The sequence below is a fragment of the Amycolatopsis sp. A1MSW2902 genome, assembly GCF_017312175.1.
In the GTDB taxonomy this organism is placed as follows: Bacteria; Actinomycetota; Actinomycetes; order Mycobacteriales; family Pseudonocardiaceae; genus Amycolatopsis; species Amycolatopsis nivea.
In genome coordinates this window covers 7,026,862-7,040,729 of the sequence record NZ_QJPO01000001.1, presented here as the reverse complement: position 1 = coordinate 7,040,729, position 13,868 = coordinate 7,026,862, and the positions used below count along the sequence as shown (strand labels likewise).

Annotated in this window: 14 protein-coding genes; 9 read left to right on the top strand and 5 right to left on the bottom strand. The window is 69.4% G+C overall.

Features of this window, described 5'->3' with window-relative positions; all coding sequences use genetic code 11:
* Positions 1–194: 194 nt before the first annotated feature.
* Positions 195–1,193, top strand: coding sequence for a beta-ketoacyl-ACP synthase III (locus DMP23_RS32710; RefSeq protein WP_037807209.1), 999 nt, complete (start codon positions 195–197; stop codon positions 1,191–1,193).
* 1 nt (position 1,194) lies between these two features.
* Here DMP23_RS32710 and DMP23_RS32705 read toward each other — a convergent pair whose 3' ends face one another.
* Positions 1,195–2,385, bottom strand: a complete 1,191-nt coding sequence (locus tag DMP23_RS32705; protein WP_337823410.1) for an FAD-dependent monooxygenase — start codon at positions 2,383–2,385, stop codon at positions 1,195–1,197.
* Positions 2,386–2,459: 74 nt separating this feature from the next.
* Here DMP23_RS32705 and DMP23_RS32700 point away from each other — a divergent pair, with 74 nt between their 5' ends.
* The gene (locus DMP23_RS32700; protein ID WP_051728591.1) at positions 2,460–2,915 is read left to right on the top strand and encodes a MarR family winged helix-turn-helix transcriptional regulator; all 456 of its coding nucleotides are present in this window, start codon (positions 2,460–2,462) and stop codon (positions 2,913–2,915) included.
* Here DMP23_RS32700 and DMP23_RS32695 read toward each other — a convergent pair.
* Positions 2,912–4,384, bottom strand: coding sequence for an adenylate/guanylate cyclase domain-containing protein (locus tag DMP23_RS32695; RefSeq protein ID WP_037807674.1), 1,473 nt, complete (start codon positions 4,382–4,384; stop codon positions 2,912–2,914). The genes DMP23_RS32700 and DMP23_RS32695 overlap by 4 nt on opposite strands.
* Before the next feature lie 89 nt (positions 4,385–4,473).
* Here DMP23_RS32695 and DMP23_RS32690 point away from each other — a divergent pair, with 89 nt between their 5' ends.
* Positions 4,474–4,962, top strand: coding sequence for an FBP domain-containing protein (locus DMP23_RS32690; protein WP_337823409.1), 489 nt, complete (start codon positions 4,474–4,476; stop codon positions 4,960–4,962).
* 29 nt (positions 4,963–4,991) lie between these two features.
* Here the strand turns inward: DMP23_RS32690 and DMP23_RS32685 are convergent, their stop codons facing one another.
* Both DMP23_RS32685 and DMP23_RS32680 read right to left on the bottom strand, forming a co-directional pair.
* On the bottom strand, positions 4,992–5,804 hold the full coding sequence (locus DMP23_RS32685) for a class I SAM-dependent methyltransferase (protein WP_337823408.1): 813 nt from the start codon (positions 5,802–5,804) through the stop codon (positions 4,992–4,994).
* A gap of 82 nt (positions 5,805–5,886) precedes the next feature.
* Positions 5,887–6,585, bottom strand: a complete 699-nt coding sequence (locus DMP23_RS32680; RefSeq protein WP_037807218.1) for a FadR/GntR family transcriptional regulator — start codon at positions 6,583–6,585, stop codon at positions 5,887–5,889.
* 77 nt (positions 6,586–6,662) lie between these two features.
* Between DMP23_RS32680 and DMP23_RS32675 the strand changes: the two genes are divergently transcribed.
* Both DMP23_RS32675 and DMP23_RS32670 read left to right on the top strand, forming a co-directional pair.
* Entirely contained in the window at positions 6,663–7,007 is a 345-nt protein-coding gene (locus DMP23_RS32675; protein ID WP_337823407.1) for a VOC family protein, read from the top strand.
* 719 nt (positions 7,008–7,726) lie between these two features.
* Positions 7,727–8,488, top strand: coding sequence for a sulfite exporter TauE/SafE family protein (locus tag DMP23_RS32670; RefSeq protein ID WP_134663931.1), 762 nt, complete (start codon positions 7,727–7,729; stop codon positions 8,486–8,488).
* Here the strand turns inward: DMP23_RS32670 and hisC are convergent.
* A complete protein-coding gene (gene hisC, locus DMP23_RS32665; RefSeq protein ID WP_037807227.1) occupies positions 8,481–9,539 on the bottom strand; it encodes a histidinol-phosphate transaminase in 1,059 nt (352 codons plus the stop codon). The genes DMP23_RS32670 and hisC overlap by 8 nt on opposite strands.
* 104 nt (positions 9,540–9,643) lie before the next feature.
* Here hisC and DMP23_RS32660 point away from each other — a divergent pair, with 104 nt between their 5' ends.
* From DMP23_RS32660 to DMP23_RS32645, 4 genes are all read left to right on the top strand, one after another.
* Positions 9,644–10,276, top strand: coding sequence for a dienelactone hydrolase family protein (locus DMP23_RS32660; RefSeq protein ID WP_037807230.1), 633 nt, complete (start codon positions 9,644–9,646; stop codon positions 10,274–10,276).
* Positions 10,277–10,361: 85 nt separating this feature from the next.
* Positions 10,362–11,252, top strand: a complete 891-nt coding sequence (locus DMP23_RS32655; RefSeq protein WP_337823406.1) for a quinone oxidoreductase family protein — start codon at positions 10,362–10,364, stop codon at positions 11,250–11,252.
* Between the two features lie 11 nt (positions 11,253–11,263).
* The gene (locus DMP23_RS32650) at positions 11,264–11,872 is read left to right on the top strand and encodes a TetR/AcrR family transcriptional regulator C-terminal ligand-binding domain-containing protein (RefSeq protein ID WP_051728592.1); all 609 of its coding nucleotides are present in this window, start codon (positions 11,264–11,266) and stop codon (positions 11,870–11,872) included.
* Entirely contained in the window at positions 11,869–13,848 is a 1,980-nt protein-coding gene (locus DMP23_RS32645; protein ID WP_337823405.1) for an acetoacetate--CoA ligase, read from the top strand. Before DMP23_RS32650 ends, DMP23_RS32645 begins: the two co-directional genes overlap by 4 nt.
* The last annotated feature ends 20 nt before the right edge of the window (positions 13,849–13,868 follow it).

Sequence of the window (13,868 nt, the reverse complement as noted above, 5' to 3'; positions counted from 1 at the left end):
TAACCGGGCGGACCGACAAAAAGCCTCGGGTTTATCACGCCGCCGAGACGCTGGTCGCAATACCTCCTATCGAGCGAATGTGGAAGAGGTCTCTTAGTGACGTGGAACACAACTGACCGGTCTACCCAGGGGTAGGCCATACAAGGGAGGCAACCGGCGACGTCCGCCAACAAGCCGGTCTGGGAGGTTCCGCCATGAGCGCTGTCCGGTCGCGCCACCGTGCCGCAGTCGTCGCCGGGATCGGCGGCGCGCTGCCCGAGCACGTGGTGACGAACGACGAGATCGCGGCCCGCCTGGACACCAGCGACGAGTGGATCCGCACCCGCACCGGGATCCGCGAGCGCCGCCGCGTCGCCCCCGGCCAGTCCACAGTGGATCTCGCCGAGGAGGCGGGACGGGCGGCGCTCGGCCCGGACGGGCACGCGGACGCCGTCGTGCTCGCCACCTCCACCGCCGACCAGCTGTGCCCGGCCACCGCGCCGCAGGTGGCGGCCCGGCTCGGCCTCGGCACGGTGCTGGCCCTCGACGTCAACGCGGTGTGCAGCGGCTTCATCTACGCGCTCGCCACCGCCGCCGGCTTCATCGCGGGCGGGATGGCCGAGCGGGTGCTGGTGATCGGCGCGGACGTCTTCACCTCGCTGGTCGATCCGGACGACCGCACCACGGTGCCGATCTTCGGCGACGGCGGCGGCGCGGTCCTGCTGCGCGCGGGCGAGCCCGGCGAACGCGGCGCGCTCGGCCCGTTCGATCTGCACAGCGAGGGCGAACTGGCCAAGCTGCTGTGGGTCGAGGCGGGCGGTGCGGCGCAGCGGGTGCCGGAGAACCCGAAGGACCGGTTCATGGTCATGCAGGGCACGGCCGTGTTCCGGCAGGCGTGCGCACGGATGGCGGAATCCTCGCGCGCGGTGCTGGAAGAGGCTGGCTGGATGGTCGGCGACGTCGACCGGTTCGTCGGGCACCAGGCGAACATCCGCATCCTCCAGGCGACCGCGAAACAGCTCGGCATGCCGGCGGACGCGGTGGTGTCGAACATCGAGCGGGTCGGCAACACCAGCGCGGCGTCGATCCCGCTGGCGCTCGCGGACGCGGTCGCCGACGGGACGCTGACGCCGGGCCACCGGGTGCTGCTTACCGCGTTCGGAGCCGGGCTGACCTGGGGCTCCACGGTGCTGACCTGGCCCGAGCTGCCCTGAGCTACGCGTACTCCGGCAGCGCGATCGCTTCCGAACGCGGCTTCTCGAACCGTCCAGCGACCTTGCCCAGCCGCTGCGCCAACGGCGTGCTCGCCATCCGCAGCGCGGCGTGGAGCGCGGTCCGATGCGCCCGCGATCGCGGCATCGTCACCTGCGGCGCACCGGGGAAAAGCCGCTGCGCCTCGGCGACCAGCGGCCGCATCCGGTGTTCGTACTGACCGAACGCCGCCTGCGGGTCGTCGTGCGCCATGAGTTCTCCGGCCAGGATGTACGCGCCGGTCAGGGCGAGCGTCGTGCCCATGCCGCTGATCGGTGAAGCGCAGTACGCGGCGTCGCCGAGCAAGACGACCCGGCCTTGGTGCCACGTCGGCAGTTTCGTCTGGCCGACGCCCTCCAGGTACAGCGAGCCGTTGTCCATTTCAGCCAGTACGCGCGGTCCTTCCCAGCCGACGTCGGCGTACGTCTTGCGCAGCACGGACACGGTGTCTTCGGGGGTGAGCCGGTCCAGTCCGCGCACGTCGGACAGGAAGAACAGTCCGGCGCGCATCGTGCCGACGTTGTCCGGACGCAGGAACAACATCCGCCCGCGACCGCAGAACATCGTGCGCCACCAAGCGTTGTCGGTGGCGATGCGCGGAATCGCGAGGTGTGCGGTGTAGAGGCCGAGTTCGTGCGGACGCGCCTTTGGCATCAGCATCGCGCGGGTGCGGGAGCGCAGGCCTTCGGCGATGACGACGGCGTCGAAGCGCTGGGTTTGGCCGCTTTGGAAGTCGACGTCCACGCCGGTGCCGTCGTCGTGCAACGCCTGGATCTGGTCGCCGAATCGATAGGTCGTCTCGCCGGCTGACTGCTCGTACAGCAGTCTCGACAGCTGGCCGCGCAGGATTTCGATCTCGGCCGTCCCGCCTCCGGAATCGCCCTCGCCGGCGCGGAATTCGGCGACCACGCGGCCGTGTCCGTCCACGAACTGCGTGCCGACCTCGCCGGTGTGCGCGGCGCGGACCGCCTCTTCGAGCCCCATTTTGCGCAGCACTTGGCGGCCGACGCCGCGGATGTCGACGTTCTGGCCCTCCTCGCGCAGATGATCGAACCGTTCGACGATGGTGACGTCCCAGCCGGAGCGTGCGAGCCGGGAAGCGAGCGCGGGACCGGCGATGCTGGCTCCGGAGACGAGAAGACTGCGACGGGTCATGGTGCTCCTCCTTGCCGTTGCTGAGGTACATAGATAACCTATCTATTAGTTTCTCTACTGACAAGGAGGGTCGCGTGGACGAGAACCAGGCAGCGCTCGCGAACATGAACGAGACGACCTTCGCGGTGCGCGACGTCATCGAGGCCAGCCGTGACCTGATGGCGCGGATGGCGAAGAGCGTCGAGATGAACGCGAACGACCTCACCGCGATCGCGATCCTCAACCACCACGGGCCGATGGGGCCGGTGGAACTGGGCCGCCGCCTCGGGATCAGCGGACCGTCGGCGACCACGCTCGTGGACCGGATGGAAGAGGCCGGTTACCTGGCGCGCGTCCGCAGCGACACCGACCGGCGGCGAGTGGCGGTCACGGTCACCGATGCCGCGCGGGAGATCGCGGCGGCGGTGTGGCGGCCGCCGATCGAGAAGCTGGACGCGGTGTCGCGCACGCTCAACGCGGCGGAAAGCGCTGTGGTGCGGGACTTTCTGGCCCGGATCACGGAGGCGATGAACGAAGGCCGGGAACTCTAGGTCGTCCAGGTCCGGGTCTCGCGGTGGCGGCCGCGGAGGTGGAGTTCGCCGTGCAGCCGCCAATGTTCCCGTTCGCCGCCCAGCGCGGCTTTCACCGTCGTTTCGCTGGCGAGCACCCGCGACGGAACCGCTTTCGCGTGTTCGGTGAGCCGCGCGGCCTCGTTCACCGCGTCGCCGATCACGGTGTACTCCAGGCGGCTCGACGCACCGAGCTGCCCGGCGAACACCTGTCCGGTCGCGACGCCGATCCCCAGGTCGAGCTCGCCTTCCGCCAGCACCGCGTCGCGGATCGCGCGGGCCGCGGCGAGCGCCATCGTCGGGCCGTCGGACAGCCGGGTCGGCGCGCCGAAAACGCACAGCGCGGCGTCGCCCTGGAACTTGTTGACCAGCCCGCCCCGAGCGTCCACCGCGGACACCACGCTCGCGAAAAACCGGTTCAGCTTCTCGACCAGTTCCTGCGGCGGAGTGCGCGACGCGAGCGCAGTCGAGTCCACGACGTCGACGAACAACGCGGTGACCTCGCGGACGTCGCCGGAGAGCGAAGCGCCGTATTCGAGCGCGTGCCGGGCGACGTCGGTGCCGACGTGGCGGCCGAAGAGATCGCGCATCCGGTCCTGTTCGCGCAGGCCGGCGGCGAGGTCGTTGACCGACGTCTGCAGCATCCCGATCTCGCTGGAGTCGTCCACGTCGACGTGCACGTCCTTGCGTCCGCGTGCGATGCCGTCCAGCGCGATCCGCAGCCGGTGCAGCGGCGCGGCGACGGCGCGGGACAGGAGCGCGGTGCCGATCGCGCCGGTCGTCAGGCCGGTCACCGACAGCACGATCAGGCTCGCCGTCGGGTTCCCGTTGCGGCCGAGATCCGGCGGCGTGGTCACGAGCAGCACGCCGATCAGCGGCACGCCGCTCGCCAGCACCCAGGTGACGACCAGCCGGGTCAGCACCGTGACCGGCAGCGAACCGCGCGGCGGCAGGACGTCGAGCGCCATCGTCATCACCGGCCGCGCGACCCATTCCGCCGCAAGGTAGGTGAGTCCGACCGTGGTCAGCCCGCCGAGCCCGATGGTGAGCGCGATGCCCGCCGCGTCGCCGAGCGAACCGAGAACGCCGGCCAGAATGCCCAGCGCGAGCGCCCCGATCAGCCAGAGCGTGCCGCTCACCACAGCCATATCGAACGGCAGCCGCAGCGCGCGTTTCGCCTCGTCCGCGGTCGGCGGGCGGCCGATCGTGAACCACACCACGGTGCGGCGCTGCAGGTAGGCGGTCCAGAGCGTGCCGACGATCAGGGCGAGCGCGACCACCCCGGCCGCGGTGACGCCGAGCACCCAGCCGCGGTCGTCGACGTCCTCCGGCAACCCCTGCAGGAGCAGCAGCAACGCGACGACTCCGGCGCCGGCGACACTCGATCCGACGCCGAGCGCGGCGAAGCCCAGACTGGTGCGCAGAACCAGCCGGAACCTCCCCGCGATCATCGTGCGCACCCGCAGATCGTATGGGGTGGCGGGGCCGGGAGCGAAAAAAGCTGTCGCCGCCGCGGTGGCGCGATGGTTAGCGTGGCCGTATGCAACCGCTCGACCCCGCTGAGATCCGCGCCTCGTTCGTCAACTGTTCTCGCGGGGAAGCCAAGTCCGTCACGCTGCCCGCGGACGTCCCGTGGGAGAAGCGCGACTTCCTCGGCTGGCGCGACGTGAAGGCTCCCGGCCGGGCGTACCTCGTCGTGCCGCACGGCGACGAGCTGGTCGGCCTGTCGCTGCGCGCCGCGCCGCCGGCGAAATCGCGGGTGCGCAGCAACATCTGCGCGTTCTGCACCACGACGCATCCGCTCGCCGACATCACGCTGTTCAGCGCGCGGCTCGCCGGGAAAGCCGGCCGCGACGGCAATACGGTCGGCACGTATTTGTGCGCCGACCTGGAGTGCAGCGCGTATCTGCGCGGCGAACTCAAGCCCGCGGTGCCGCAGCCGAAGGAGACGCTCACGCAGGAGGAAGCCGTCGAGCGGATGAACGAGAAGATCAGCCGGTTCGTGGCGCGGGTGCTGGAAACCCGGTAACCGCCGTTGCCGCGGTTCCGGTCAGGGGTTCAGAAATCCCATTCGGCGATCCGGCCCATTTTCCGGATCACCGGGAACAGCGCCGACGCGCGCAAGGCCAGCCGGGACCCGGCCGGGATCTTCGCGAGGACTTCGTCGCTCGCCCACTCGGTCGCGTCCAAACAGGACACCAGGCGCAGGCCGTAGCGCTCGAGTTCGTGCGGATCGTCGATGCCCCAATGCAAAGTCGCGCCCGAGCGGCGGACCACCGGGTTGATCATCTGCGCCTTGACGCCGAGCGAGCTGAAGAAATCGGCCACGATCCGGCCGGACGGGAACCTGCCGACGAGCCTGCGGACCAGTTCGGTCCCGGACTCCGCGGTGAGGTACATGGTGAGCCCCTCGGCCACGATGAGCGCCTCGCGGTCGCCGGGAACCTGGTCGAGCCAGCCGAAATCGGTGACCGACGAGCCGATCATGGCGTACCCGGGCCGTTCCGGGTAGATCCGGCCGCGGACGTCCACGACCTCGGGATAGTCCACGTCGAACCAGGCGACCGAGGGCGGCGGGTCGAGCCGGTACACGCGGGTGTCCATCCCGCAGCCGAGGTGCACGACGATCGCGTCCGGGTGCTCGGCGAGCCACCCGGCGGCCATCGCGTCGATCGCGCGCGCCCGGATCGCGACGGAGACCGAGGAGTTTTCGTTGACGCCGAGCTTGCTGAAGTCGTAGTCGATCTTCTTGACCGCTTCGTCCGCCGCGGTGTCACCGAGAATCGGGTCTTTGCGGCGAGCGTCGAGGGCGCGGCCGTACAGCGTGCCCAGGTTGGTCGCCTTCTCCTCGGTGAAGTGCACTTTCTCCACGGCCGGGCCCCCTTGATATCAATCTTTTTATAAACTTGTGAATACTGTAGCGCTGATCGCGCTTTGTTGCGCGGGTGCTGATTCAGGAAGACGCGTAGTCGTGGGCGTAGGTTTTCGCGTCCAGCAGGTGTTTGAGCGTGATCTCGCGCGCCGCGGCCGCGTCCGACCGGCTGATGGCGTCGAGGATCGCGCGATGCTCGGCCACGGCCTTGCGGATCTGCCCAGGAAGCCGCAGAGCGGCCCGGCGTTCCTCGCCGACCAGCGCGAGCACCGAACGGAGCAGGTCCGCGACGTCGTCGTTGCCCGCGTTGCCCGCGATCACCCGATGGAACTCGGCGTCCGTCGCGATGACGCGCAGCATGTCCCCAGCCGCCGCGGCCTCCTCCATCTCCGCGACGTTGTCCGCGAGCCGCTGCACGACGCGCGGCGTGTGCTGTGTCGCGAGCCGCTCGGCGAGGGTGGGTTCGACGGTCGCGCGGAGGTCGAACAGCTTCTCCACCAGCTGCTCGTGCTCGGAAAACCAGCTGCTCAGCGGGCTTTCCGCAGTGCCCTGCTCGCGGACGTAAGTGCCTGACCCGGCGCGGATCTGGACGTAACCGATCGAATCCAGGACCCGCAACGCCTGCCGCAACGACCCGCGGCTGATGCCGAGCTGCTCGCACAGCGCGCGTTCCGCGGGCAGGCGCGAGCCCGGCGGGAGCTCGCCCGAGTCGATCATCGTGCGCAGATGGTCGACCGTGGCGCTCCAGACCTGCTCGGATTCGTGAGCCACGCCGCCCATCCTGGCAGCTGGCGACCCGAGCCGCGCGAAATTGTCGGTGGCGGGTGTCACGATCGTTGGCGGGAAAGGGAGGGACCATGACCGCGAAGTTCAAGGATCTGGCACTGGACGCACTCGACCACCAGGCACAAGCCGACTGGTGGTGTTCGACGCTCGGCTACGTCCGCCGAAGCCCGCCCGGAAAGAGCCCGCCGGACTGGCCGGTCGCCATCGTCGACCCGGCCGGGGAGGGTCCGTTGCTCTGGCTGAACCCCGTGCCGGAGCGCAAGACGGTGAAGAACCGGATGCACCTGGACGTGTGGGGAGATCCGGCTGAGCTGCGTGCCGCCGGAGCACGGATGGTGGCGGAGCGGGGCGAGGACCGGGAGTGGTGGGTGATGGCGGATCCGGAGGGGAATGAGTTTTGCGTCTTTGAGCGGTGAGGTGCTGGTCGGTGAGGCGCTGGTCGGCGGTGGAGGCGGGAATGTGGATGGAAGGAGGGGTGCGGAGGGAGAAGCTGGTGCGGACGGGCGGCGCGGGTGAAGCGCGGGCTCGGTAGGCGAAGTGGGACGTGCGCTGGCGGAGGTGTCGGCTCGCTGGGTGATGCCGTCGGGCGGGCGGGCGCGACGGAGGTGTCGGCTTGCGGGCGGTGCCGTCGGGTCTGCGTGCGCGGTGGCCAACCGGTGAGCATGCGCGGCAGGCCACGGGTGCGTGTGCGCGGAGGGTTGCGGGTGAGCATGCGCGGCGGGCAGCCGATGCGTGTGCATGGCGTGCAGTTGGCGCGTGTGCGCGGCGAGGCGCCGTCTCGCGGGCGACGCGGTCGACTGTGCGGGCATGACGGGCGGGCGGGTGCGCATGCATGCGGCCGTGTTGGCTCGTGGGTGATGCTGTAGGGCGTGCGTTCGCGGCGGGCAGTCGTTGCGTGTGCATGGCGTGCAGCTGGCGCGCGTGCATGGCGGGCGCGGTGGCTCGCGGGCATGGCGGGCGCGGTGGCTCGCGGGCGATGCCGTCGGGTGTGCGCACGGCAGGCAGCCGGTGAGCTGAACCCAAGCCCATCACCGAGCTTTCCCGTGCCCCGAGGCGGTGCCGTCAAGTGTCTGACCGGACACATCGCGTCGCCGGGTGTCGGGGGTGCTGCTTAGGGTCAGCGGGTGAGTGCTTTATGACCTGGTGGCATGCCGTCGTCATCTTCATTGCCGGGATGTGGGCCGGGACGATCAACACCGTCGTCGGTTCCGGGACGCTCGTGACCTTTCCGGTGCTCGTCGCGCTGGGGTATCCGCCGGTGACCGCTACGACGTCGAACGCGGTCGGGCTCGCGCCGGGGACGATCAGCGGGGCCTATGGCTACCGGCATGAGCTGGTCGGCTACTGGCCGCAGGTGGTGCGGTTCGCGGTCGCCTCGTTCTTCGGGGCCATCGGCGGCACCATTCTCCTGCTGACGCTGCCCAAGGACGCCTTCGAGAAGATCGTTCCGGTGCTCGTCGGGCTCGCCGTCGTGCTCGTGATCGTTCAGCCGAAGGTGTCGAAGTGGGTGCAGAAGCGCCGCGAGGCCAACGGGCGCGAGCATCACGCCGGGCCGTTGTTATTCGGGCTGCTGTTCGTCATCGGCATCTACGGCGGTTACTTCACCGCCGCGCAGGGTGTGATGATGATGGCCGTCATGGGCATGTTGCTGTCCGAACCGCTGCAGCGGCTCAACGGCGTCAAGAACGTGCTGTCCGCGGTCGTGAACATCGTCGCCGGCACGATTTACGCGTTCGTCGCTCCGGTGAGCTGGCCGGTGATCGGGCTGCTCGCGCTCGGGTCCACGATCGGCGGGCAGCTCGGGGCCAGGATCGGCCGCAAGCTGCCGCCCACCGTGTTGCGCGGCGTGATCGTCGTGATCGGGCTCGCCGCGGTCGTGCAGCTGGTGCTCAAATAGCGCGGAATTCCTTGGCCGCGGCCAGGAACAGGTCGTTCTCCTCCGGCGTCCCGATCGTCACGCGCGCGCCCTCGCCGGGGAACGGGCGCACGATCAGCTTCCGGTCCAGCATGTGCTCCGCGAAGGCCGCGGTGGCGTCGCCGAGCGGGAACCACACGAAGTTCGCCTGGGTCGGCGGGATCTCGTAGCCCATCTCCAGCAACGCGTCCCGCACGCGGGTGCGTTCGGAGATGATTTCCTGGCACCGGGCGAGCAGTTCGTCCTCCGCGTCGAGCGACGCGATCGCGGCCACCTGCGCGATGCTGTTCACCGAGAACGCCACGTACACCTGCTGCAGCGCCTGCGCGATCGGCTCCGGAGCCACCGCGTAACCGACCCGCAGCCCGGCGAGCCCGTACGCCTTCGAGAACGTGCGCAGCACCGCCACATTGCTGTGCGTCCGCGTGAACTCGACGCCGTCCGGCACCTCGGGGTCGGTGACGAATTCCTTGTACGCCTCGTCCAGCACCACGAGCACGTGCGGCGGCACCGCTTCGAGGAATCGCTCGATCTCGTCCCGGTGCAGCACGGTGCCGGTCGGGTTGTTGGGATTGCAGACGAACACCAGCTTCGTGCGGTCGGTGATCCGCGCCAGCATCGCGTCGAGGTCCAGCCCGTGCTCCGGCGTCAGCGGAACCTTCACGCCCGTCGCGAGCGCCACCTGGACCACGATCGGGTAGGCCTCGAACGACCGCCAGCCGAACAGCACCTCGTCGCCGGGACCGCACAGCGCCTGGATCATCTGCTGGCACAGCGAAACCGAACCGCAGCCGATCGCGAGGCGTTCGGCAGGCACGTCCAGCCGCCGCGAAAGCCGCTCGCGCAAAGCCTGGGAACCGTTGTCCGGGTAGCGGTTCACTCCGGTGACCGCAGCCGTGATCGCCGCCTGGACGCTCGGCAGCGGACCGCCGGGCACCTCATTGCTCGCGAGCTTGACGGCCCCTTCGATCGTCCGGCCAGGGACGTACTTCGGCAACGAATCGAGGTCAGGGCGGGGGGCGAGGGACGGCATCGTCGGAACTCCTCGGTTTTCACGGGACGACGGGGTCACCGTATCTCGCCCCGGCGGATCCGGAAAGGTTCCCAATGTTCACCCAGAGGTGATTGCATGAGGCGATGACGTCGACGACCACCGTGGATCACCAGCGTACCGACGGCAGCACCCTCCGCCTCACCTTCGCCGAACCCGACGGCGCTCTTCGCGGCGGCCTGGTGGTCCTGCACGAGGGCGACGGGGTCACCGACGGCGTCCTGCTGCTGGTCAAAAGCCTTGCCGGCGAAGGCTGGCTCACCGTCACCCCGCACATCGAATCCGGCGAAAAGCTCACCCAGCGCGACCTGCTCGACGCCACCGACCGCACGCTCGAATGGCTCACCGACCGCGGCGTCGAGGCCGACCTGCGCGGCGTCGTCGGCTTCGACCTCGGCGGCACGGCGGCGCTGGTAGTCGCCTCGCACCGCAAGTTCGGCGCGGCGGTGAGCGTCGGCGGCCAGGCGGTGGCGGAACTGCCGAAGCTGCTGGAAATCGCCGGACGCGTGACCAGCCCGTGGCTCGGCATGTACGGCGACGCCGGGGACGAGGCGGGCGAGGCCGAGGTGGAGCAACTGCGCGAGGCCGCGGCGTCGGCCAAAGTCGCGACGAACGTCGTGCACTATCCGGGTGCCAACCACCGCTTCGACGCCGATCCCAGCGCGGCGGAAGAGGCTTGGCAGCGCACCCTCGACTGGTTCAACGCGCACCTCCGCTGATCTTCGGCAGCACCCTTGACGGGTCGCTGTGTACTCGCATAACGTTCCGATCCGGATTGAAACGTTAACGCGAGAGGAGCCACCCGTGAAAGCGGTGCTTGTCGAACCCCAGCAGCGACTCGTCCTGGCCGATACCCCTGACCCGGCTCCTGGCCCAGGGCAAGCCGCCGTCGAGGTCGAGGCCATCGGCGTCGGCTACTTCGACATCATGAATCTGCGGAATGGCGCCACCTCGGTGCCGGGCGTCGAGGTCGTCGGCCGGGTGCGGGACGGGCGGAGAGTGCTGGCGCTGGTGCTTTCCGGCGGCTACGCCGAGCAGGTCGTCGCCGACGCGGACCAGCTGTATCCCGTGCCCGAAAACCTCGATCCGGCCGACGCGGTCGCCCTCGGAGTGAACGCGATGGTCGCCGAGAGCGCGGTGCATCGGGCTGGGGTGGCACCCGGCGAACGGGTGCTCGTCCGCGGCGCCAGCGGTGGGATCGGCGTGCTCGCGACCCAGATCTCCCACGCTCGCGGTGCCGAGGTCACCGCAGTGACGTCCTCGGCGGAGTACGGCGAACGGCTCCGGACTCTCGGTGCCGCGAAAATCGTCGACCGCACCCGCGAGCGTCCCGAGGAGACTTACGACGTCATCATCGACACCGCGGCTGGCCCGCAGGTCCGGGAGCATCTGGAACTGTTGCGCCCCAACGGTCGCTATGTCCTTTGTGGAGGAACGGCGGGTGTCCCGGAACCGGAAGCGTTCGAGCCGCTGATGCGCGATTTCCACAAGTCGCCGACGTTGTCCGCGTTCAGCCTGACCTCGGTGTCGCCGGAAGACCGTCGGAAGTCGTGGGACCGCGTCCTCGAGCTCGTGGAAGACGGTCAGCTCGCCGCCGTGCGCGACCAAACGTTCCCGCTCGCCGGCGCCGCGGCTGCCCTCCAGCACGTGGAGCAGGGGAAATCGTTCGGTAAGGTCGTGCTGCTCAACGGATAGCGGGAGAATTCATGGCGCGCCAACGCGACGAGCGGATCGACCACGCCGTGCTGGTCGCGGTGTGCGAACTGGTCCGGGAATCCGGCTATTCGGCGCTGACCATGGAGGCCATCGCTCAGCGCGCGGGCACCACCAAACCCGCCATCCGGCGCCGGTGGAAGAGCCAGAAGCACGTGGTGGTCGCCGCGCTGGCGGAGGCGCGCACCGGGGTCGCGGAGATCGACACCGGGTGCACCTGCTGCGATCTCGTCGGCCACCTCGACGCACTCCGGATCGGTCTGGAGGACCCGGTCTTCGGCCGCGTCCTCCCGGCGCTGGCCGTCGATCTGGCGGACGACCCGGAGCTGCGGGAGGACTTCCTGACCTCGTTCTGGGCCCCGCGCCGGGAGGCCTGCGTCGTTTCCCTGCGCAAGGCCGAGGAGCGCGGGGACCTCCAGCCCGGCCAGGACGTCGACCTGCTGCTGGACCTGTTCGCCGCCCCCGTCGTGTTCCGCGCGCTGTTCGGGCACCAGGACCTGACCCGCGAGTTCGTCCTTGACGTCGTCCGCGCGCTGCTGTCCGGGGTGGGCACGGTCGAAAAAGGACTTTGCGCGCATGCCGGGGTTAGCATCGGCGAGTGACCGAGAACGCCGCTGTTCCCGAGGTGCTTTGGCGACCCGACCCGAACCGGGTCGCTGACTCGAAGATCGAGGCCTTCCGCCGATGGCTGCGCGAGCAGCGCGGCGTCGACCTTGCCGATTACGCCGACCTGTGGCACTACTCGGTCGAGCACGTTCCGGAGTTCTGGACCGCGGTGGCGGAGTTCTTCGGCGTGCGCTGGCACGAACAGCCGCGGGAAATCCTGTCCGGCGCGATGCCGGACGCGAAATGGTTCGACGGCGGCACGCTCAACTACGCCGAGCACTCGCTGAGCCCGGGCACCGGCGGGGCCACGAAGGCCGACGACGAACTCGCGGTGATTTTCCACCGCGAGGACGGGCTCGCCGAGCAATTCACCTACGGCGACCTCCGCGCGCACGTCGCCGCCGCGCGCGCCGCGTTGCGTGCTTTCGGTGTCGGCAAAGGAGATCGCGTCGTCGCGCTCGCGCCGAACTGCCCGCAGACGCTCATCGCTTTCCTCGCCACCGCCAGCCTCGGCGCGATCTGGTCGTCGTGTTCCCCGGACTTCGGGATCCGCGCGATCGCCGACCGGTTCACTCAGATCGAGCCGAAGGTGCTCATCGCGGTCAACGGATATGCTTACAACGGACGGAAATTCGACATCCGGGACACCGTTCAGCAGCTGCGCGACCAGATTCCGTCGATTGAAGCCACCGTTTTGGTGAAATACCTGGGCGACGGGACGCTGGACGGCGTCATCGACTGGAACGCGATGCTCGCCGAACACGCGGGCGGCGAGCTGGCGTACGAGCCGGTGGACTTCGCGCATCCGTTGTGGATCCTGTATTCCTCGGGTACGACCGGGCTCCCGAAGGGGATCGTGCAAGGCCACGGCGGCATCGTCGTCGAACACTTCAAGGCGCTGGGCCTGCAGAGCGGGCTCGAGCCGGGGGACCGGTTCTTCTGGTTCACCACCACCGGCTGGATGATGTGGAACTTCATCGCCTCCGGGCTGCTCGTCGGCGCCACGATCGTGCTGTACGACGGCAGTCCCGGCCATCCGGACCTGAACGCGCTGTGGCATCTGGCCGAACAGCACCGCGTCACCTACTTCGGCACGTCCGCGCCGTTCATCCAGAGCTGCCTCAAGGCGGGTCTCGCCCCGGCCGAACGCTACGACCTCAGCGCGCTGCGCGTGGTCGGCTCGACCGGTTCGCCGTTGTCCGCCGAGGGTTTCCGCTGGATCGCCGACGCGATCGGCCGCGACGTGCAGATCTGCTCGGTCTCCGGCGGCACCGACCTGTGCGCGGCGATCGTCGCGGCCGCGCCGGACGTTCCGGTGTGGCTCGGCGAACTGTCCTGCCGCGCGCTCGGCGTGGCCGCGGCGGCGTTCGACGACCACGGCGAGCCGGTGGTCGAGGAGGTCGGCGAGCTGGTGATCACCGAACCGATGCCGTCCATGCCGGTCTCGTTCTGGAACGACCCGGACGGTTCCCGGCTGCGCGAGGCGTACTTCGACACATACCCGGGTATCTGGAGGCATGGCGACTGGGTCAAGATCACGCGCCGCGGTTCGGCGGTGGTCTACGGCCGCAGCGATTCGACGCTCAACCGCGGCGGCGTCCGGATGGGCACCGCCGAGTTCTACCGGGTCGCGGAAGGGTTCGCCACGGTCGCCGACTCGCTCGTCATCGACACGTCGGCGGCGGGCAACGACGACGGGCAGCTGCTGTGTTTTCTGGTACTCGCGCCGGGCGCGAAGCTCGAAGAGGTAGAGCCTGACCTGCGGAAAGAGATTCGCAGCGCGCTGTCGCCACGACACGTACCCGATCGGTTCCTGGTCGTTTCCGAGATTCCCCGTACGTTGAACGGTAAGAAGTGCGAAGTACCAGTGAAGCGGATTCTCTCCGGAGTCGCGCCGGAGAGGGCGGTGAGCACGGACGCGCTGGCCAACCCGGCCGCGCTGGCCCCCTTTGTGGAGCTCGCCGCGGAGTGAACGCGCCAACGGGGGGAAGC